The organism is Nitrospira sp. KM1, from assembly GCF_011405515.1.
Lineage (GTDB): Bacteria > Nitrospirota > Nitrospiria > Nitrospirales > Nitrospiraceae > Nitrospira_C.
Genome location: NZ_AP022671.1, coordinates 3,494,498 through 3,513,288, shown reverse-complemented (window position 1 = coordinate 3,513,288; position 18,791 = coordinate 3,494,498). Strand labels below are relative to the sequence as shown.

At 57.4% G+C, this 18,791-nt stretch carries 20 protein-coding genes and 1 pseudogene; 13 read left to right on the top strand and 8 right to left on the bottom strand.

Annotated features, from left to right (window positions below):
• Window positions 1–24 precede the first annotated feature (24 nt).
• From nadD to bioB, 4 genes are all read left to right on the top strand, one after another.
• On the top strand, window positions 25–681 hold the full coding sequence (nadD, locus tag W02_RS16555; RefSeq protein WP_173049665.1) for a nicotinate-nucleotide adenylyltransferase: 657 nt from the start codon (window positions 25–27) through the stop codon (window positions 679–681).
• Window positions 668–1,114 carry a ribosome silencing factor gene (gene rsfS / locus W02_RS16550; protein ID WP_370467989.1) on the top strand — a complete coding sequence of 149 codons (447 nt, stop codon included), beginning with the start codon at window positions 668–670 and terminating at the stop codon, window positions 1,112–1,114. Before nadD ends, rsfS begins: the two co-directional genes overlap by 14 nt.
• Window positions 1,115–1,118: 4 nt before the next feature.
• Complete coding sequence (locus tag W02_RS16545) at window positions 1,119–2,519, top strand: lipopolysaccharide assembly protein LapB (RefSeq protein ID WP_173049661.1); 1,401 nt, start codon at window positions 1,119–1,121, stop codon at window positions 2,517–2,519.
• 103 nt (window positions 2,520–2,622) lie between these two features.
• Entirely contained in the window at window positions 2,623–3,618 is a 996-nt protein-coding gene (gene bioB / locus W02_RS16540) for a biotin synthase BioB (protein ID WP_173049659.1), read from the top strand.
• A gap of 96 nt (window positions 3,619–3,714) precedes the next feature.
• On the opposite strand, the gene W02_RS16535 is transcribed toward bioB, so the two are convergent.
• Window positions 3,715–6,372, bottom strand: a complete 2,658-nt coding sequence (locus tag W02_RS16535; protein ID WP_173049657.1) for an FtsX-like permease family protein — start codon at window positions 6,370–6,372, stop codon at window positions 3,715–3,717.
• A gap of 136 nt (window positions 6,373–6,508) precedes the next feature.
• On the opposite strand from W02_RS16535, the gene W02_RS16530 reads away from it, so the two are divergent.
• Window positions 6,509–6,772 carry a LuxR C-terminal-related transcriptional regulator gene (locus W02_RS16530; RefSeq protein ID WP_173049655.1) on the top strand — a complete coding sequence of 88 codons (264 nt, stop codon included), beginning with the start codon at window positions 6,509–6,511 and terminating at the stop codon, window positions 6,770–6,772.
• A gap of 139 nt (window positions 6,773–6,911) precedes the next feature.
• On the opposite strand, the gene W02_RS16525 is transcribed toward W02_RS16530, so the two are convergent.
• Window positions 6,912–7,838, bottom strand: a complete 927-nt coding sequence (locus W02_RS16525; protein ID WP_173049653.1) for a dihydroorotate oxidase — start codon at window positions 7,836–7,838, stop codon at window positions 6,912–6,914.
• Entirely contained in the window at window positions 7,838–8,536 is a 699-nt protein-coding gene (locus tag W02_RS16520; protein WP_232068739.1) for an ABC transporter ATP-binding protein, read from the bottom strand. The genes W02_RS16525 and W02_RS16520 overlap by 1 nt, the downstream gene beginning before the upstream one ends.
• A 121-nt stretch (window positions 8,537–8,657) precedes the next feature.
• Between W02_RS16520 and W02_RS22225 the strand changes: the two are divergent.
• The 5 genes and pseudogenes from W02_RS22225 to W02_RS16500 all read left to right on the top strand — a co-directional run.
• A pseudogene (locus tag W02_RS22225) lies at window positions 8,658–8,912 on the top strand (double zinc ribbon domain-containing protein); the annotation flags it as partial.
• A 177-nt stretch (window positions 8,913–9,089) separates the two neighbouring features.
• Entirely contained in the window at window positions 9,090–9,500 is a 411-nt protein-coding gene (locus W02_RS16515; protein ID WP_173049649.1) for a ComF family protein, read from the top strand.
• A 70-nt stretch (window positions 9,501–9,570) separates the two neighbouring features.
• On the top strand, window positions 9,571–9,915 hold the full coding sequence (locus W02_RS21830) for an FmdB family zinc ribbon protein (RefSeq protein ID WP_173049647.1): 345 nt from the start codon (window positions 9,571–9,573) through the stop codon (window positions 9,913–9,915).
• A gap of 109 nt (window positions 9,916–10,024) precedes the next feature.
• Complete coding sequence (locus W02_RS16505) at window positions 10,025–10,225, top strand: helix-turn-helix domain-containing protein (RefSeq protein ID WP_173049645.1); 201 nt, start codon at window positions 10,025–10,027, stop codon at window positions 10,223–10,225.
• A 14-nt stretch (window positions 10,226–10,239) separates the two neighbouring features.
• The gene (locus tag W02_RS16500; RefSeq protein WP_173049643.1) at window positions 10,240–10,680 is read left to right on the top strand and encodes a division/cell wall cluster transcriptional repressor MraZ; all 441 of its coding nucleotides are present in this window, start codon (window positions 10,240–10,242) and stop codon (window positions 10,678–10,680) included.
• Between the two features lie 59 nt (window positions 10,681–10,739).
• Here W02_RS16500 and W02_RS21825 read toward each other — a convergent pair whose 3' ends face one another.
• Window positions 10,740–10,871, bottom strand: coding sequence for a hypothetical protein (locus W02_RS21825; protein WP_255458525.1), 132 nt, complete (start codon window positions 10,869–10,871; stop codon window positions 10,740–10,742).
• Window position 10,872: 1 nt separating this feature from the next.
• Here W02_RS21825 and W02_RS16495 point away from each other — a divergent pair, with 1 nt between their 5' ends.
• Window positions 10,873–11,247 (top strand): RusA family crossover junction endodeoxyribonuclease, encoded by a 375-nt coding sequence (locus tag W02_RS16495; RefSeq protein ID WP_255458524.1) that lies wholly within the window; start codon window positions 10,873–10,875, stop codon window positions 11,245–11,247.
• Window positions 11,248–11,350: 103 nt separating this feature from the next.
• Window positions 11,351–12,574, top strand: a complete 1,224-nt coding sequence (locus tag W02_RS16490) for an HD-GYP domain-containing protein (RefSeq protein ID WP_173049641.1) — start codon at window positions 11,351–11,353, stop codon at window positions 12,572–12,574.
• 54 nt (window positions 12,575–12,628) lie between these two features.
• Here W02_RS16490 and W02_RS16485 read toward each other — a convergent pair whose 3' ends face one another.
• The 4 genes from W02_RS16485 to W02_RS16470 all read right to left on the bottom strand — a co-directional run bounded on the left by W02_RS16485 (window position 12,629) and on the right by W02_RS16470 (window position 16,809).
• Window positions 12,629–13,864: an ABC transporter permease gene (locus tag W02_RS16485; protein ID WP_173049639.1), complete on the bottom strand. Its 1,236-nt coding sequence runs from the start codon at window positions 13,862–13,864 to the stop codon at window positions 12,629–12,631.
• Window positions 13,865–14,569: an ABC transporter ATP-binding protein gene (locus tag W02_RS16480; protein ID WP_232068572.1), complete on the bottom strand. Its 705-nt coding sequence runs from the start codon at window positions 14,567–14,569 to the stop codon at window positions 13,865–13,867.
• Between the two features lie 147 nt (window positions 14,570–14,716).
• Window positions 14,717–15,970, bottom strand: coding sequence for an efflux RND transporter periplasmic adaptor subunit (locus tag W02_RS16475; protein WP_173049637.1), 1,254 nt, complete (start codon window positions 15,968–15,970; stop codon window positions 14,717–14,719).
• Between the two features lie 140 nt (window positions 15,971–16,110).
• The gene (locus W02_RS16470) at window positions 16,111–16,809 is read right to left on the bottom strand and encodes a helix-hairpin-helix domain-containing protein (protein WP_173049635.1); all 699 of its coding nucleotides are present in this window, start codon (window positions 16,807–16,809) and stop codon (window positions 16,111–16,113) included.
• Window positions 16,810–17,077: 268 nt separating this feature from the next.
• Between W02_RS16470 and W02_RS16465 the strand changes: the two genes are divergently transcribed.
• Complete coding sequence (locus W02_RS16465; RefSeq protein WP_173049633.1) at window positions 17,078–17,959, top strand: undecaprenyl-diphosphate phosphatase; 882 nt, start codon at window positions 17,078–17,080, stop codon at window positions 17,957–17,959.
• Window positions 17,960–18,791: the final 832 nt, after the last annotated feature.

Below are 18,791 nucleotides of genomic sequence, written 5' to 3'. Positions count from 1 at the left end.
TTGAACACTCGGCACCACACGTCCATGCGTCTCGGTCTTTTCGGCGGCACCTTCAATCCGGTCCACAATGGGCACCTTTCGATTGCGCGCCAAACGCGCGAAGTGCTCGAGCTCGACCGCATCCTCTTCATCCCCACCGGGGACCCGCCTCACAAGACGGAAATCGCCTTGGCCACATCCAGGGACCGATCCGAAATGGTACGGCTGGCCATTGAGTCTGAACCGACGTTTGAATTGTCGGACATCGAAATACGTCGGACCGGCAAATCCTATTCGATCGACACGGTGAGATCACTCCGGCAGTCCTACGGGCACCAGACCGATCTCTTATTTCTAATCGGGCTCGACGCGTTCCTTGACCTCCCGAGTTGGCGAGAACCTGAGGCACTGCTGCGTCTCTGCTCATTCGTGGTCATATTCAGGCCGGGAACCTCCTTTCAATCATTACATGCACTTCCGCTTCTGCCGGCTATTCCACGACAAGCTCTCCTGGACCTCGATGCCGGACGGACTGCGCGTGTAGACATTGCGTGTGGCCGTCAACGAGTCATATGCCTTCGATTAGCATCGTGCGATATCTCTGCATCGGAGGTTCGAGCGAGAATTCGTCAAGGGCATTCCCTGGCTAATCTATTGCCCAGCGAGGTGGAGTCCTATATAATTCAACATCATTTATACTAAGGGGACCCCGATCGCACAAACATCCAAGGCTACTGCCCTTGCCATCGCCAGAGCGATGCTCGACAAGAAAGCGACAGATGTCCTGGTGCTTCATGTCGCGAAACTGACCTCGGTTGCCGATTTTCTTGTTCTTGGCTCTGCTGAATCAGATCGACAAACCAGAGCCATTGCCGATCATGTTGACGGCGTCTTATCCCAATCCGGGTCCGGCCCGCTCAGTATCGAGGGAAAGGCCTCTTCGCAGTGGGTCCTGATGGACTTCGGCGACGTCGTCGTCCACATATTCCGGCACGATGCGCGCCATCACTACGGACTTGAACGTCTTTGGGCCGATGCCAAGAGCATTCCAGTTCCTGCCGAGGCGGTCAATGGAACGGCGGAGCCACCCAAGCCGTCCCGGCTGAAGCGAGAACGGGCGACCAGGCGAGCATAAACTCATGCTCAGACTTCTCTCCACGATTTTCCTGATTAGTACCGGGATCTTCATCTACAGCTACTTCCGGGAATTGAACCCCGGTACCATTACGGTCCATGCCGGGCCGTCGACTCATTTCGAACTCAGCTCGGTTACATTAGTGGTCTTTTCGATGGCGGTTGGCGCGGTATTCGTCGCGCTCGCGGTCGGATTCCGGCAAACCGTCCACGTGATCGGCAACTGGCGGAGTACCAGACTTCAACGGCGCAAGGAAAAGGTTGACGCCCTTCATCGCGAAGGAACACATGCCTTCATGTCCAAACGGATCGGCGAGGCCGTCAGTCTATTCGAAAAAGCTTTGGCCATCGACCCGAACCGCGTCGACTCGCTGCTATGGCTGGGGAATATCTACCGGTCGGAAAGCAATTTTTCCGAAGCGATCCGGCTTCACCAGCATGCCAACCGGATCGATGACCGGAGCATTGAAATTCTTCTTGAGCTGGCCAAGGACCTGGAATCCGCCAAGCGGTATGAGGATTCACTGCAGGCCTTACAGAAAATTCTCAAAATCGAACCGGATAATCTCACCGCCCTCATTCGCAAGCGAGACCTCTCCATCCGTCTTGAAAAGTGGAGCGAAGCGCTTGAGATCCAGCACAGGCTACTCAAGGTGAATCTTCCTGAGTCGGAACGCCGTATTGAGGCGCATCTCCTAACCGGATGCATGTATGAGGTCGGGCGCCAATTGCTGGAGCGCGGGCATCCAGACAAGGCCCGGCGATACTTCCGAGGAGCGATCAAGAAAGACCGCACCTTCCTGCCGGCATACATCGGTTTGGGTGAGATTCTCATCCGTGAAGGCAAGACCAAAGAAGCCGTGGAAATTCTAAAGAAAGTCTATGCCAGAACGAGAAACGTCATTCTGCTTCACCGGCTCGAAGAATTATTCCTGGAGCAAGGAGAACCCAGCGAAATCATTCGCACCTATCAGGAGGCGCTGGAGCAGGACCCAGACAATCCCATGCTTCGGTTCTATCTCGGGAAGCTTTATTACCGCCTCGAAATGGTGGACGAAGCGTTCGACATCCTCTCTACGATCGAAGGTCCTCAGGACCAGCTCGTGGATTACCATAAGATCATGGCAAACCTTTTTCTCCGCAAGCAACACATGGAACAGGCGGTTATCGAGCTCAAGCGAGCGTTGCAGTTCAAAAAGCGGGTCGTCGTCCCTTACGTGTGCACCGCCTGCCAGCAGGACACCGCTGAATGGGCCGGACGCTGCCGCCGCTGCGGCAGCTGGAACACGCTCGTGGCACTTCCCAAACTCGACTCGGTCCAATCAGTATCGGAGCAGGAAAGCGGTCCTCTTCCCGTGCGTTCGGTTCCATACCAAGGCATTGCTTCTCCATTTGAAACCGTGTAGGGTCCCGACGGTTGGTTTCACGCCGACCGTCCGTTCCTCTGATATTCCAGTGATTTTCCAAAACGCATTCAGACCGTTCACAGTTGCCCGAAAGGTATAAGCCATGGCGGATTACTCTGCACTCTCGTCCAAAGCTCTCAACGACCAACTGTTGACTCACCAGGAATGTTTCGCCGTTCTCAATGCTCCGGACGAGGACTTGCTTCAGCTGTTGCAGGCCGCATTTATCGTGCGGTCGCGCTATTTCGGCAAGACGGTCCGCCTGCAAATGCTGCAAAATGCCAAGAGCGGAGCCTGTCAGGAGGATTGTCATTACTGTTCACAATCGTCGATCTCGACCGCGCCAATCGAACGATACAACCTCTTGCCACAGACGCAGATGATCGAAGGCGCCCGCCGGGCCGCCGCCTCCAAAGCACAACGCTATTGCATCGTGATCAGCGGCAGAAGTCCGTTGGACCGTGAGATTGACGAAATCGCTGGAGCCGTCCGCTCGATCAAGCAGGAAACGCCGATTCAAATTTGCTGTTCGCTTGGCCTGATGAACGAACAGCAGGCGCGGCGGCTGAAGGCGGCCGGCGTGGACCGCATCAATCACAATCTCAATACGAGCGAAGCGTATCACGCATCAATCTGCACGACCCATACGTTTCAGGATCGTCTCGCGACGATCAGAAACGCTCGCGCGGCCGGTTTGGAGATTTGCTCCGGCGGCATCGTCGGCATGGGTGAAACGAACGAAGACATCATCGACTTGGCCATCGCCCTCCGGGATGTCAAACCGGACTCGATTCCATTGAATACGCTGCACCCTGTGGCAGGGACCCCGTTGGAACATTCCCACCAACTGACTCCACAGCGTTGTTTGAAGATTTTGTGTCTCTTCCGCTTCCTCCACCCCAAGACCGAAATCCGAATTGCCGGCGGTCGGGAACATAATTTACGGTCCCTGCAGCCGCTCGCTCTCTATCCGGCCGACTCCGTCTTCGTGAACGGGTATCTGACGACTCCCGGCACTCCTGCACCGGAAGTCTGGGGCATGATCGAGGATCTGGGGTTCAGCATCGAAGTCGATTATCGACAACCCGTCGCGTGCTGAAGCAGGCGCCGCCTCAGGTCATTTATAAACCTTCCGTCATCGGATCTGTTTGAAGCTGCGGAGATACCACCTTCATAGCTGAGACTCACACTCCAGTTATTCGTCTCGTAAGCCGTCGACCAGCGACTGCCTCGCCGCCCACCGTGCGGGAAAATAACCGGCAATCCAGGCCGCGGATACCGCCAACGTAACCGCTTGCACAAGCAGTCCCACCGGAACGGTCATGTGGATCGTCCAGCCGAAGGACTGTTTATTAATGACCGCGATCAGGATCCAGGCCATGGCTAGGCCACCTCCTACCCCAAGCCCAGCTCCGATCAAACCGAGATAGACGGCCTCCCAGAGAACCAGACGCTCCACCTGTTTCGTACTGGCGCCGATCGCCTGCAGCGTCGCAAGCTCACGCCGCCGCTCGAGAACCGATGTCACCAGCGTGTTGACAATTCCCAGGACCGCGACCAGCACGGCGATCAACTCCAGCACGTACGTAAGCAAGAAGGTTCGATCGAAAATCTCCAGAATCTCTTGTCGCAGCTCCTTGTTTTTGATGACGATTGGGGGCGCGACCGCTCCTTTCATGTCCGCAAACGTACGCACGATGGTGCGTCGAACGGATTCGCCGGCTGCATCAGACGCCAGATACACCGCAAATACCGTGACAAGGTCGTCTTCCCAGAGCTGCCGGTACAAGCTCCTATCCATGACCATTTTCCCGCCATCCGTCGCATAGTCGTAGAAGACGCCTTCTATCGGCACGATCTTCGGTCCACGAGGAGTCGTGATCGTAATATTCTCGCCCGTCTTGAGCCTCAACCGGTTGGCCAACACTTCCGAAACCAGCACCCCGCCGGTTTCGGCCGCGCGGTTCAGCGCGGCGCTCGAATCGCCTTGAAGAAGCAAATAGCGACTCCGACGCGCATGAAGCCGAAGGTCTCTGGACACCAGCATCGCGGACTGTCCCTGTGCCATGACCTGCACGTCGCGATACGTATCGACGGCGTCGACGCCTTCCAGTCCTGACAACACCGGCAGCCATGAAATGGGAAGAGCCCGCGACGCGTGGCCGATCTGTTTGCCCTGCAACCAGGACGGCGGCGCGACAATCAAATCAGCCATGACGGTCTCGTTCACCCATACTTCGACGGTTTCACGAAAGCTCCGCACCATCACCACGACGCCAATCATAATGGCAAGACCGACCATCAGAGCGGAAACCGTCACCGCGTTGCGGCCCGGGTGACGCGCCGCATGCTCAGTTGCAATAACCCTAAGTTTCACATCCCCATTCGTCGAAGCGCCATCACGTAGGGCTGTCCGACGTCCCAAGGCCTGGATGCAAAGGGGCGAGAATGACGCGAACGCTGCGAGGAGACACAGTGTAGCGAGATACCCAAACAGCGGCAGTCCACCCACCGGCCCCATGAACGAGCACAAACCGGAAAGCACGAAGAGGATAAGACCGACCGCCACGAACATACGGCTTCGCAGTTGCTGTGTCTGTTCATAATCTCCCGGCGCCAGCGCCCTGGCCGCCACGGTTCGTCCGGCCTCAATGCTGGGAGCCAATGCGCCCAGCATGGCCACCACCGCGCCGAAGCCCATGCCATTGATCACAGTCAACAGGCTGCGAACGTCCAGCCATTGCGTCGTCGTCACCGACTCCAGCGGAACATACAGATCGGTAATGGTGCGACTGACGAGCGAGATCAACGTTTGAGACAACCAGACGCCCCCGATGCCTCCAAGCATGCCTCCGAGGAGGCCAAGTAATCCTCCCTCAATGATAAACAGCATGGACACACGCCGCTGCGTCATGCCGAGCGCGCGATAGATCCCGATCTCTTTCCGCCGTTGGGTGACAGCGAACGCCATCGTATTGTAGATCAGGAACGTACCGACGAGGAGCCCGACCCAGCTCAAGACGGTCAGATTGAGCTGAAACGAACGGATCATGTTCTCGACTTGCGCAGTCCGCTGTGACGGCCGCTGAACAATGAGATGCGGAGGCAACGTAGAACGAATCGTCGCCGCCACATCGTCGATTGGATGGTCGGGCTCGACGACAAGATCGATGCGGTCGATCCGGCCGATCGAGTCGAATGCCAACTGCGCAACGGCAATATCCATCACCGCCACCCGGTCCCACAGCGACTCCCTGCCTTCTTTCCCGTGAATTAAACCCGCGACGCGAAGACGGAGGTTCTGTGTTCCCGCTCCGGCTTCCAGGATGCTCCCGACCTGCAGATTCCAGGCATGAGCGAGCGAGCGGCCGACATAGACCGTGTCCGGGGCCATCAGATCGTCGATCACCTGCTCTCGGCTGTCCTCATCGACCTGCAGTCGTCCGCCACCAGCCTCGCTCAAGAGGTCAAGGCCGAACACTTGAAGGACCTCGCCGCGATGATCACCCGACAGGACAACAACGCTCTCTTCAACCAGTGGAGAAGCCGCGACCACTCCCCCGCTGCGGCGAATGCGCGTAATCTCTTTTTCATCTATCCCCAGGTCGTGGCCGACAATTTCCAATGCGGCAGGACCGGCCACCGCTGCCACGGATCGTTCGAACGAGCGAAGGACTTCGACATTCGCCGTACCAATGGCCGTGGAAGCGAGAACGCCCAGAGCCACACCAACCACGCTCAGCAGAACACGCACCGGTCGTTCCCGAACATGCGCCCGGATGAGCACCTGAAGATGCGGCGAGAGCAGTCTCACCTCCTGCAACCCTTCTTTCTCACGGAAAAGAATAACCATTCCCGCTACGACAGCGCACGCCGTCGGCACTGGAGCCGACAAGACGCGGCGTCGTGCAGGAATCAGTCGTTTCGTTTACAGGGTTACCCACCTTTGTTAGACTCGCTTCAGTCATTCACGAGATGCAAGGTGAGATATGAAGAGTGCGCTACGTCGAAAGGTTGAATCCTCAGCCGAACCGGTGGAACTCGATCTTCTGACACCACGTCAGCGGGACATTTTACGACTGGTGTCGGTCGGTCATACCAATCGCGAAATCGCGTCGATGCTGGAGATCAGCGTGCGCACCGTCGAAGTGCATCGGTTTAATCTGATGCGCCGCTTGAATGTTCGGAACGTAGCTCAACTGCTGAGACGAGCCCTCCAACTCGGGCTGCTCGCCAAATCATTCGGGAAATAAGTCTTCTCGTCTACTCGGGGCACCCGACGTTTCCCGAAATCGCCGATCATCCTAATTGAACGCGTCGAGAAACGGAGCCTATAGGACATTCCCCTGTGGCGGCGCTGATTGCCGCAGTCCGATCCTACGACGCGCGAGCTTACAGTTCTTTGAGCCGTCCTCGGCAATCCGCTACAGTTCGATATCCCTTCTGGCGCATGCATATCGCAAGTTCTGACTCCAGGCGAGTAAATACGTCCAGTCCTTCTTCGACAAGCGCGGTGCCGACCTGCACCGCCGAAGCCCCGCACAGAAGATGTTCAAACGCATCCGTGCCGCTCATCACACCACCCGTCCCGATGATTGGCATGCGTCCAGTGAAATGCCTCCAGAATGCGCGCACATTGGCCAGCGCCACCGGCTTGATGATGCTCCCTCCAAGTCCCCCGAAACCGCCCTTTGGCTTGATCACCGCAGTCTCCGTCTCGGGATTGACCACCAGCCCGTTCCCGACCGAATTGATGAGATTGAGAAAATCCACTCCGCACCGGCCAATGACATCACCCATGATTTTGTGGTGGGCGGGATCGAAATAAGGCGGCAGCTTCACCCCCATCGGGACCGTAACGATTTTCCGTACCCGCTTCATGAGACGTTCGGACGCGTCGGGATCGTAACCGATTTGAGGCTTGCCCGGAATATTGGGACAGGAAAGATTGACCTCGATCAAGTCCGGATTGGCCGCGTTGATGAGTTCCGCAATCGTCGGGAAATCGTCTTCACACAGTCCCGCCACGCTAGCAACGACCGGCTTCCCGAACCTTTTCAATTCCGGGATGAGATCGGCATAGGCTTTGTAGCCAAGGTTCGGCAGCCCCATCGAATTGATCGAGCCGCCGGGAAATCCATAGTATCGCGGCGACGGATTGCCTTCCCGACGATCGACCGTCATGGACTTCGTGACAATCGCACCGGATCGAGAAGCGCCGAGAGCCAGCAACTCCTCGCGTGTCACACACCGCGCTCCCGAGGCATTCATGAAAAGCCCCGGGAACTTGACACCCGCAATGTCAACCGACAATTCCATTACACACCTACCGCCAATCTCGTCGGGATGACACGGTCGACAAGCCGGCCGTCTTTCATCGTCCAGGTGTAATCGGCTGCCTCTGCCGCCGTCGAACTGTGCGTGACCAGCAGAACGGTTTGAGAAAACCGCTGAGCCAGCGTCCGCAGCAGGGCGATGATCTCGGTCCCATGCTGCGAATCGAGATTGCCCGTCGGCTCGTCGGCCAACAGGATTTTTGGCTTATGCACGATCGCTCTTGCGATGGCCACGCGTTGCTGTTCTCCTCCGGAGAGTTCACCTGGCCGATGACGACGCCGATGAGTCATGCCAACCAATTCGAGTACCTCGCTCACCCGTTTCATCACGGCTGCACTGTTCTGCCCTTGCAACAAGAGTGGGAACGCGACGTTCTCTTCGGCCGTTAGGCCCGCTATCAGATGAAACGCCTGGAAGACGATGCCGATGACCTCCCGTCTGGCTGTTGTCCAGTCATCGGATGTGAAACGGGTCGTGGAGCGGCCATCCAGGAGAATCTCGCCGCTAGAGGGACGATCCAACCCGGCAACCAGGTTTAGCAACGTGCTCTTGCCGCAGCCGCTGGGACCGACAAATGCGCAAAACGCACCTTTCGCCACGTGCAATGAGACGGCATCGAGACCCGTCACGGAGCGGGAGCCCAACTGATACAGTTTTGATACCCCGTCGAGCCTGACCATCCGCAAGTTCGCCTTCCTGATTTGATCGATGTTCTTCGTATAACACAACCATTTATGATGCAACAACCTTGACAGGCAGGGACAATTTTCATAGAAGACCTATTGCTGGAGCAACGACTGCATGTCTTCCATTACAACGCGTCTCTCGTCTGAACTGGTCATCAATCGATTGAAGGAGTGGGGCCTCCGCACGATACGCTTTGTTCTGCCATCAGACTGCACCGCCTGTGGAGAGCGTCTGTATGGCGACCCTGTCCCATTCTTCTGCCGTTCATGCTGGGCCACGATTACGCCACTGAAGGGTCCGGCCTGCGAGCGGTGCAGTCAGCCGTTCGTATCACCCGCGGCTACATCATATACGCCAGCACATCAGTGTCAGGCCTGTCTCACACACCCGCCGGCGTATCACAAGGCATGGACATTATTCCCTTACATTCCACCCTTGCAGGATGCAATCTGTTCGTTCAAATACCGTGGGAAGAGCGCGCTTGCCGAACCTCTGGCCAGACTCATGCTCTCGGCACTCCCATCAGAATTGCCCGCGGATGTGCTTGTGCCAGTCCCTCTGCACTCGTCTCGTCTTCGAGGTAGAGAATTCAATCAGTCGCTGCTGTTGGCTGACAACCTCTCTCGACACCTTGTAAAGCCTGTTCTGCCGAATGCGCTTATGCGTGTAACCGCGACCGAGCCTCAAACGACATTGTCGCGTCATGATCGGTTGCGGAATCTTCGCAACGCCTTTGCGATTCGAGATACCACCGGCGTGCAAGAGCGTCGGATCCTTGTGATCGACGATGTCTTCACCACCGGCACCACTGTAAACGAGTGTGCAGAAGTCCTTCGGAAAGCTGGAGCCCTATCAGTCACAGTTCTCACGCTGGCGCGAACCATCCCAGGAAGCCTTGTTCCGGATCGAATCGTTGCCAAACCGAGTTCACGACCCCTCTCTACACTGGGATGCTGATATGATCGTATCACGGCCGCAGACATGACTCCCAAGCCATCCTACCCTGCTGATGCCGTTTTGGTGAATCATGCCAATCTATGAATATCGATGCCTTACGTGTGGACAGCGAAGCTCGATTCTTCAATTAAGCGTGACCAATCCGCGCCCGGTTTTCTGCGGTCATTGTAAGGGAATGCGCCTGGAACGAATTTTGTCACGGTTTGCATCGCCGAGATCGGAAGCCGCCGGGTTTGAATCATTTGCCGATCCGGATGCGCTCGCCGGACTCGACGAAAACGACCCAGAAAGCGTATCGCGGTTCATGAAGAACATGGGGCATGAAATGGGAGATGAGGCTGCATCAGGCATGGATGAGGCAGGGCTGGACCCGAACCTCGATCTCACGGATGGAGGTGACGCTGGCGTGATATGACATGTATTGTCATATAATTTCACTTGACAGTCTGGCCGTTTTTACCTACGCTCACATCATATCCGGAGCCCCGTAACCGACATGGACTCCTCTCGATCACGGCGTGTCAATGGCCAAAGCGCTCAAGAGCGAACTGATGACGGCGGAGGAGACCTGTCAATATCTGAAAATTACCCAGCGCACGCTCTACCGCTATCTTCAGAGTCGCCAAATTCCCGCGTTCAAGCTTGGAAAAGAATGGCGATTCGTGCGTTCGGATCTGGAACAATGGATACGGCACCGCACGCGGTCACGTCTGTCTCCGCAATGAAACAGGATCACTAGATGTTTGCGGGAGAGTATCTCTGCAAAGTCGATGAAAAGGGACGGTTTATCGCTCCCTCCCCGATTCGCGAGCAGATCGAGTCCGAAGGACGAGCGGTGGTCTTTCTCAAGGGGCCGGAAGAATCCATTCTCATTTACTCCTCCAAAGAATGGGACAAGGTTCTGGAACGAACCAAGGCGACATTGGACGAAGAACAAAGCCGCCTCTTCATGCATTTCGTCGTGTCCGAAGCTGGCATATCGGAAATCGACAAGACGGGAAGAATTCTGATCCCGGGCCGTCTCCGAAAACTCGTTCCGCTCGATGAAGACCAAGAGATCATCCTCGTTGGTCTCTACCACCGCATGGAAATGTGGAACCCAAGTTCGTGGCGCCGCTACATCGCCCGTTCAGAAGAGCGATACGATCAAAACATGTCCAAGATTCTGAACCTGCTCTAGACCGTCCGCATGCCTGCCTATCGGAGACCGATCCGCTTATCTTTTTCGCAGTTACCGCCTCAACTGGCGTCGTCTTTCGGCATGGCTCCCATTCCGTCGGCGCGTCCGTTCAGGCGGCCACGTGCGGCAGCGCGGCGGACCATACCCCGCCCTAATGTCTTCCCCGCCATCTCTTCACCCGCAACGATCACGTTGACCCTCCCCATTCCGCCCAGTGTCAATCACCAATATGCAACTGTGAACGGTAGGAGGCTGCTCACTGCGGCAGGTCGTTCCTACAAAGCCCAGGTCAGTGAACTCGTCTGGTTAGCCCTCACCAAAGACACTGACCGCGATGGGCTGCTCCATCGTCTACAATCCGGATTCCTGACATTGTCCGTCCGGTTTTACTTCACCTCCGCGTTACGGCGCGATGTGGACGGGGGTCTGAAGATCGCGCAGGATGCTCTCTGCGAAGGCTTGGGCCTCAACGATAACCGCATCGTGGAAACCCACCTCTACAAACATGTCGATAAGATCAATCCGCGCATCGAAGTCGCTCTGTCCAACGTATCCTCGCTTACCTGAACTACAGATCGTCCGTTTTCTGCCGATAGAGTTCCTACGACAACGTGTTCATCCGAATTTTCTGATCCATCCCTAACGAATGATGGCCAGACAACGAATTTCTTTGGACGAGCTTCGCGTTGGGATGTACGTCTGCAAATTGGACCTTTCCTGGTTTCGGTCGCCATTCTTGCGTCATTCGTTGTTAATCGACGATGCCGCGCAAATCGAGAAATTACGAGGAGCCGGTGTTCGGACGGTTGAAATCGATCCCGATTACGGACTGCTACCGCCAGCCCACCTTCCGTTCTCGAACGCTTCTCCTGGGCAAGGGCAGGGACAGCATCCCGCACTCGCTGCCTCGGCCACCCCTTACAAATCGCTTGACCAACTCAAAGAGGAACGTGAACACGCCATATTGGCCAGAATGCAGCTCGAGCGATCCGTGCGAGCCGTATTCTCCGCCATCAATCAAGGTCATGGCCCTCAAGCCCAAACGGCGGGTGAAGCCGTACAGGAAATTCTCATTGCCACGCGTACGCTGCCAGTGGCGGCCATGTTCATGGCGTCAAGCCAGGACCGCGCGGGGGATTCCTCGCTCAGTCAACACGCGTTGACCACATGCACCTTGGCGCTGATCCTGGGACAAACATACGGCTACAATCCTCTGGTCCTTCACGAATTGGCAACGGCTGCGCTCCTGCATGACATCGGTCTGCTCAAGGTTCCCGACACGATCGTCAAACGTAGCGCGACGACATCGGCACCCCTGAGCCAGCGGGACCTCCTGCACTTCCAAAGCCATCCCCGTCTGGCCGTGACGCTGCTTGAGCGGCAACAAGGATTCAATGCCGCTACGCTTCACTTGATCGGAGAACATCATGCGCTTCTGGACGGAAGCGGCTACCCTCCAGAAACACGCGGCGAGTTTACGTCCGATCAGGCACGCATCCTCGTCATTGCGGATCGCTACGATGAACTTATCACCGGATTCGGCGGCGCCACGCCTCTGGCGCCACACCAGGCTCTCCAACGTCTGTACAGAGAGGCGCACGAGGGCACCCTCGATCAGGAGATCCTCTCGCGCTTCATCAAGGCGGTCGGCATTTATCCGGTCCATAGTTCCGTCCGCTTGAGCACGAGAGAACTGGCCGTGGTAACCAGCTTAAATCCCGCAAAGCTCCACCAACCGGTCGTCACCGTAACGCATGAACCGGGGGGCGGCCACTATCCGGCTCCATTTGTCATCGACCTGGCGCATCAGGACGGCCATCCGCCCGAACGCGCCATTGATTCCGTCCTCAATAGCCCTGAGGAATTGCGTGGGGCTGCCACTCATGCGGCCTGATCAGAATCGTCGGCTGCTCGCCTGATCCGAGAAGGTCTTGGAGCCTTCTGAGAACTATTCGTACCTCAACGCATCGATTGGATTGAGCCGGGATGCCTTACGGGCGGGGTACAGGCCAAAGAACAGCCCCACGGCAAGCGAAAAGAGGAATGCCACGCCGATGACGTCTCCGGATATGATGGTCGGCCAACCGGCGACGATGGTCGTGAGTTTGGCGCCGACAATCCCAAACGCAATCCCCGCGATCCCCCCGAGCAGGCTCAACGTCATGGCTTCGATCAGGAACTGCATGAGAATGTGCCGGCGTTTTGCACCGACCGCCATCCGAACGCCTATCTCTCGCGTCCGTTCCGTCACGGAGACGAGTAAGATGTTCATGATGCCGATCCCGCCGACGACCAGCGACACAGAGGCGATCGAGAACAACATGATCGTCAATGTCTGACTGGTCCCCTCTTGTACCTTCCCGATGTCAACCTGCGTTCGTACGGTGAAGTCGTCATTCTGCTCATACTGCAGCCGGTGTCGCATCCGAAGCACCTCTCGAATCTGATCGACCGCTTCCGGCAGATCTTCAGGACGATCGGTCGACCCGACAATGGCTCCCACCGAGCCGAGAAAGGACGTGCCGAAAACCTTGCGTTCTCCAGTGGTGAACGGAATGAAGATCACATCATCCTGATCGGAGCCTTGCGCCGACTGTCCCTTCGGCGTCAGTACACCAATAACCCGAAACGGGACATTCCTGATCCGAATCACCGCCCCGACCGGTTCCTCGCCCGGTTCGAAGAGATTTTCAACCACCGTTTGTCCAATGAGCGCTACGCGAGCAGCGCTATCCAGATCCGCCTGGGTGAAGGCCCCCCCGCTCGTGAAGGACCAGTCACGGATCGTCAGATAATTTGGTGAAATGCCGCTCACCGGCCCGTTCCAGTTTCTGTTCCCATTGACAATCTGCATGACATCGCGCTTGGCCCAACCTGTGTCCGCCAGCAGGGGGATCCGTTTCTTGATATCCAGGGCGTCGGCGACGGTGAGGGTGACCGCGCCACCTTGCCCACTCCGTACTCCGCTGACCGTGGTGGCCCCAGGGAACACGATCACGACATTCGTCCCGATCGAGGCGATCTGAGCCTGAACCGCCCGTTTGGCCCCTTCGCCGATCCCCACCATGGCAATGACCGCCGCAACCCCGATAATGATGCCGAGCATGGTCAGCCCCGCACGTAGGCGGTTCCGACCGAGTATCCGTAAGGCCGTCACTGTTGTGAGCCAGATGAACGCCGGCATTCACACCTCGACCGCTGTCGAACCGTCCGTTGTCATCCGATCGCTCTGGATGGCCCCGTCTTTTAAGACGATCTCCCGACATGCATGCGCTGCCACCTCCGCATCGTGCGTGACGACGATGACCGTCATGCCATCCCGATTGAGTGACGCCAAGATGTCCATGATTTCGGCACTCGACTGCGTATCCAGATTTCCCGTCGGTTCATCCGCCAGGAGCAGCGCCGGCTCGGTCACAAGTGCCCTGGCAATCGCAACACGCTGTTGCTGCCCTCCAGACAGTTGCGTCGGATAATGCCGCTCCCGTCCGGCTAATCCGACACGGCGGAGGGTTTCTGCGGCCCGCGCTCGTTGGGTATGCAGCGTGAGCCCCCGATACAACAGCGGTAATTGTGCATTCTCCAGCGCGCTCGTCCGCGGAAGCAGGGTGAAATTTTGGAAGACGAATCCGATCTGACGGTTGCGGAGATCGGCGAGTTGGTCGGAGTGGAGCCGCGCAGTGTCTGCACCATCGAATTGATACGCACCCTTGGTCGGCTTGTCCAAGCATCCGATGATGTTCATCAGGGTCGATTTGCCCGAGCCTGATGCCCCCATGATCGCGACGAACTCACCTCGCTGAATACCGACACTGATGCCGCGTAATGCCTGGACCTCGACATCCCCGAGACGATACACCTTCCAGATATCGTCGCATTGAATCAGCATGCACGGGGTAGAGCCATTCGGGAGCCAGGGTCGCAGTCTCTGTCGAAGCACGAACCAGTGTGAACGGAGGGCGGTACAGTCGCCCGCAGGCAGTGCGCTGACAATCGCGATCGGGCTTTCACAATTCGAATGCCGCGCTGTCCCAGGTTACATGCCGCGGTCTCGAGTCCGGCGCTGGCCGCTCGTCCCGAAACCTGGAGGCAAATCGGTACTACTCCGGGCGCCACGGATCGGTTCGATCCCGACAATGACTGTTTCGCCCTCACCAACAGTTGGTGAGGCGATCTCGGTGAAGGCCCCGTCCGAGATACCCGCGTAGACTACAAGGGGAACCGGATCTCCATTTTCGTTCTGTCTCCAGACCATGCGTGGCACCGTTCCCGAGGGAGGGAGGTCGGATGCCCCTGTGGAAACACCGACCGATGAGACTGAAGCCGGGTGCTCGCTTTTCGGTGGAACGAACCGAAGCGCGGCATTGGAAACCTTGAGAATGCCGTCCTTTTGGGCCACAACGATGGAGACGTTGGCAGTCATCCCAGGCTTCAGCCGTAAATCGTCGTTATCCACGCCTACCACAACGTTGTACGTCACGACGTTTTGAATATTGATCGGCGCCAACCTGATCTGTCGGATGGTTCCCGAAAACGGAATACCCGGATAGGCATCCACTGTAAACACGGCTTCTTTGCCTTCGACGATGCCACCGATGTCCGATTCGCTGACATTGGTATCCACCTGCATTTTCGTCAGGTCCAACGCGATCAGAAAAAGGTTCGGCGTGGCAAAGCTTGCGGCAACGGTTTGACCAACCTCAACGTTCCTCACCACGACAATGCCGTTGACGGGCGATCGGATGGTCGTATACTTCAAGTCGAGCTCGGCGGCATTGAGAGCAGCCTCAGCCTGTTTCGCCTGCGCGGTCGCTAGATTGACCTGTGCTTCGGCCCCCTGCGCATTGGTGACGGCGACGTCGACGTCGTTTTGCGACACAAACTGCTGAGATAGCAGTGATTTCGTGCGTTCCAGCTCGCGCCGGCGCTGCGCTTGATCTGTCTTGGACCGCGCCAGATTCGCCCGAGCCATTTCCACGTTACTGGCCGCCTGGTCCCGTCGTGCTCTGAACGGCTCAGGATCAATGATGGCCACCACATCGCCGGCTTTCACCACTGAATTGAAGTCCGCATGCAAACTTTTAATCATGCCGGACACCTGGGTACCGACTTGAACGGACACGACCGGGCTGATGGTCCCGGTGGCCGTCACGAGCGACACCACGGATCCGCGCTCGACAGTAGCGGTTCTATAGCGGATAGGAACTTTCCGCTCGCCGTTGAAAAACACGTAGCCGGCAATAGCCAGGCAGATCAACAACACGGCGGCAATCTGTGCGGAACGTCGCATGAAAAGGATCTCCGGAAGAAGAACTGCCGCACATTCTAGCAAGAAGCAGATAGGGAATCATCTATCGATAGGCGCCAAAAAGCGACGGGCCCCTACATGCCGGTGCACGTAGAGGCCCGCCAGAAGACCCTGCGACCGGATTAGGGGCTGACGGTAATACGCTCCCTGATCATGTCGAAGGTTTCCTTCGGCAACACATTTTTTGCGACCAATTCGCCTTTGACTTTATATGGGCGGTTGGAGACGATCCGTTCGGCAACGTCTTTGGGGATTCCCAACACCAGCACCATGTCCCCGGCGGAAGCCTTGTTGACGTTCATCATGCCCGACGCAGGCGGCGTGGCCGCTCCTGAAGAAGGCGGCATGGCGGCAGGAGGCAAGCTGGGCGCGGTGGTAGACGGGGACAGCGCGCCGGGGACAGCGCGTTCCTTGAGCTCCTTTTGATACCGCGCCACGAGAGACTTCAAAGTTTCATTGTGACGTTTCGCATCCTCGTATTCACCCCGAATCGCCCGATTCTGGGTCGTCAATTGTTTTACCCGGTCCTCAAGTTCTTTGGTTCTGGCATCGATGGAACTCCGCTCCTTATCACGCCCATGCTGAATACGTTCCAGTTCGTCATTGGCGGCCTGGGCCTCGTTGCCGAACTTGACGTTCAATTCCTTCAGCGTCTTCACCTGCTGTTCTAATGCACTCTTCTGCGCCCGCGTCGTCGCCAGTTCCGTCTTCGCCGCTTCGGTTTCGGCGACGGCATCCTGATACTTGCTGTTGCTGACCACACACCCGCCCATCGAGACTGCCCCGATGACCGCGACCGCTGCCATCCACTGTGGCTTCATGCGAACCTCCTCTACTCCGGCGGTGTAGCACCGCTTGCTGTTTCGTGTCTTTCCTGGCACAACGGTCATCCGGCCTGACTAGGGGATGATCCGGCGCTAAGACTCTGTGTATGCCATGCCTCGTACTTTGTCAACTGATTTGCCCGCCATCGGACCGATACCACAGACATCGCCATCTCATGACATCGTCGTCTCAGCTTGACTCACGGGCACCGTCGTATGCTATGCGTCTTTGTTCTCAGTACATGCAAGATTCAAAGGATCACTCATGAATGAATGGAGCGTCTCACTCGCGATCATTCTCGGCATCGTGGAAGGACTCACAGAGTTTCTGCCGGTCTCCTCTACAGGTCACCTCATCCTCGTGGGCCATGCGCTTGGGTTTACCGGCGAGACGGCCGCGCATGCTGAAATCTCGATTCAACTCGGCGCCATCCTGGCGGTGATCGTGTATGAACGCGCGAAATTGCGATCGTTGATTTCAAACGCGCAAGCCGAACAGACCGCATTGGTGCGATCGATTCGAAGCCAGTCGGCCATGGATACATGGGCCGCTCTGCTGCGGCAATCCCTGTCGGCTCACCCGCACCTGTGGTTCCTCATTGGGTTGGGAGTCGCCTTCGTGCCGGCCGGACTCGTGGGATTCGTCACCCACGATTGGATCAAGAGCCACTTGTTCAGTCCACTCACGGTCGCCATTACTTCGATTATCGGCGGAGTGATCATTTTGATCGTCGAGGGGCTGCCTAATCGGACACGCGTCGTCCGGCTGGAACAGGTCGGCCTCCGATACGCGGTGCTCATCGGTCTCGCGCAATGCGCCTCGCTGATTCCCGGAATGTCCAGATCTGGATCGACCATCATCGGCGGCTTGCTGGCCGGTCTCGACCGCAAAGTCGCAACAGAATACTCCTTCTTCCTCGCGCTCCCGACACTCATCGTGGCCACAGGGTATCAACTCCTGAAGTCTCGTGGACTCTTCGGACCGGATGACTATATGGCGCTCGCAATCGGCCTCATCGTCTCGTTTCTCACGGCATGGATCGTGATCGCTGCATTTCTCACATTTGTGAAGCGCCACACGTTGCGGCCGTTTGCCTACTATCGCATCCTCATGGGCCTCATCGTCTTGTATATTTTCGGTCTCTAGCAGGATGTTGAAAAAGTCGCTCATGTCACCCGCCCGCCCGGACGTGCCAAGACACGACTTCACCAGGCTTTGTTCTCGCAGAACACTGCCGCCTCACCATCTCAGCGGCGTTCACAGGCGTGCCGTGCCTTATTCGGCACGGCGTGAACCTCAGAGGCTCAGCGTACGGCCCGGGTAAGAGCGGCTTGGGCCGCTCAGGGCGGCGGGTGAGACCCGGGAAACGACTGTTCCCGCAGTCGGTGGGCGGGCGGGTGAGACCTGGGAAAACGACTGTTCCCGCAGTCGGTGGGCGGGCGGGTGAGACCTGGGAAAACGACTGTCCCCGCAGTCGGTGGGCGGGCGGGTGAGAATGGTCACGCTTCGCCTCAAGACACTGGGCGCTCACCGGCTCGCGCCGGTCCGCAACCGTGACGCTCATTATTCTTCGCGCCGCGGACTTCGCTGCGGCTTTGCCCGCGGAACGGCGCGTTGCGGGATAACGATTGCAAAGCAATCGGTGGGTGGGAGGGTGGAAATGGAATCGCCGGGGCTGGCTGGGTGAGAACAGCAGCCTTTTTGAACATCCTGTGAGCTCTTCCGACCCGATCAGCGATCATACCCGGCTCTGTGTTTTCCGGGGTCCAAAACAGTTTTTCAACCGCCTGCTAAGGAGGAGACTGCCGTGACCGTCCATTCTTCGATACGAGGATTCAGGGAAAGAACGGGCCATTACACTTCGAAGTGACGACGACCGACCACTCAACGGCCATCAGACTTGCCCGACGCCACCAGCAAAGCCTCGGAGAGATGACCTCCCATTCTCCTCGAAGTCTGCGGCTTCTGTCATTAGCGA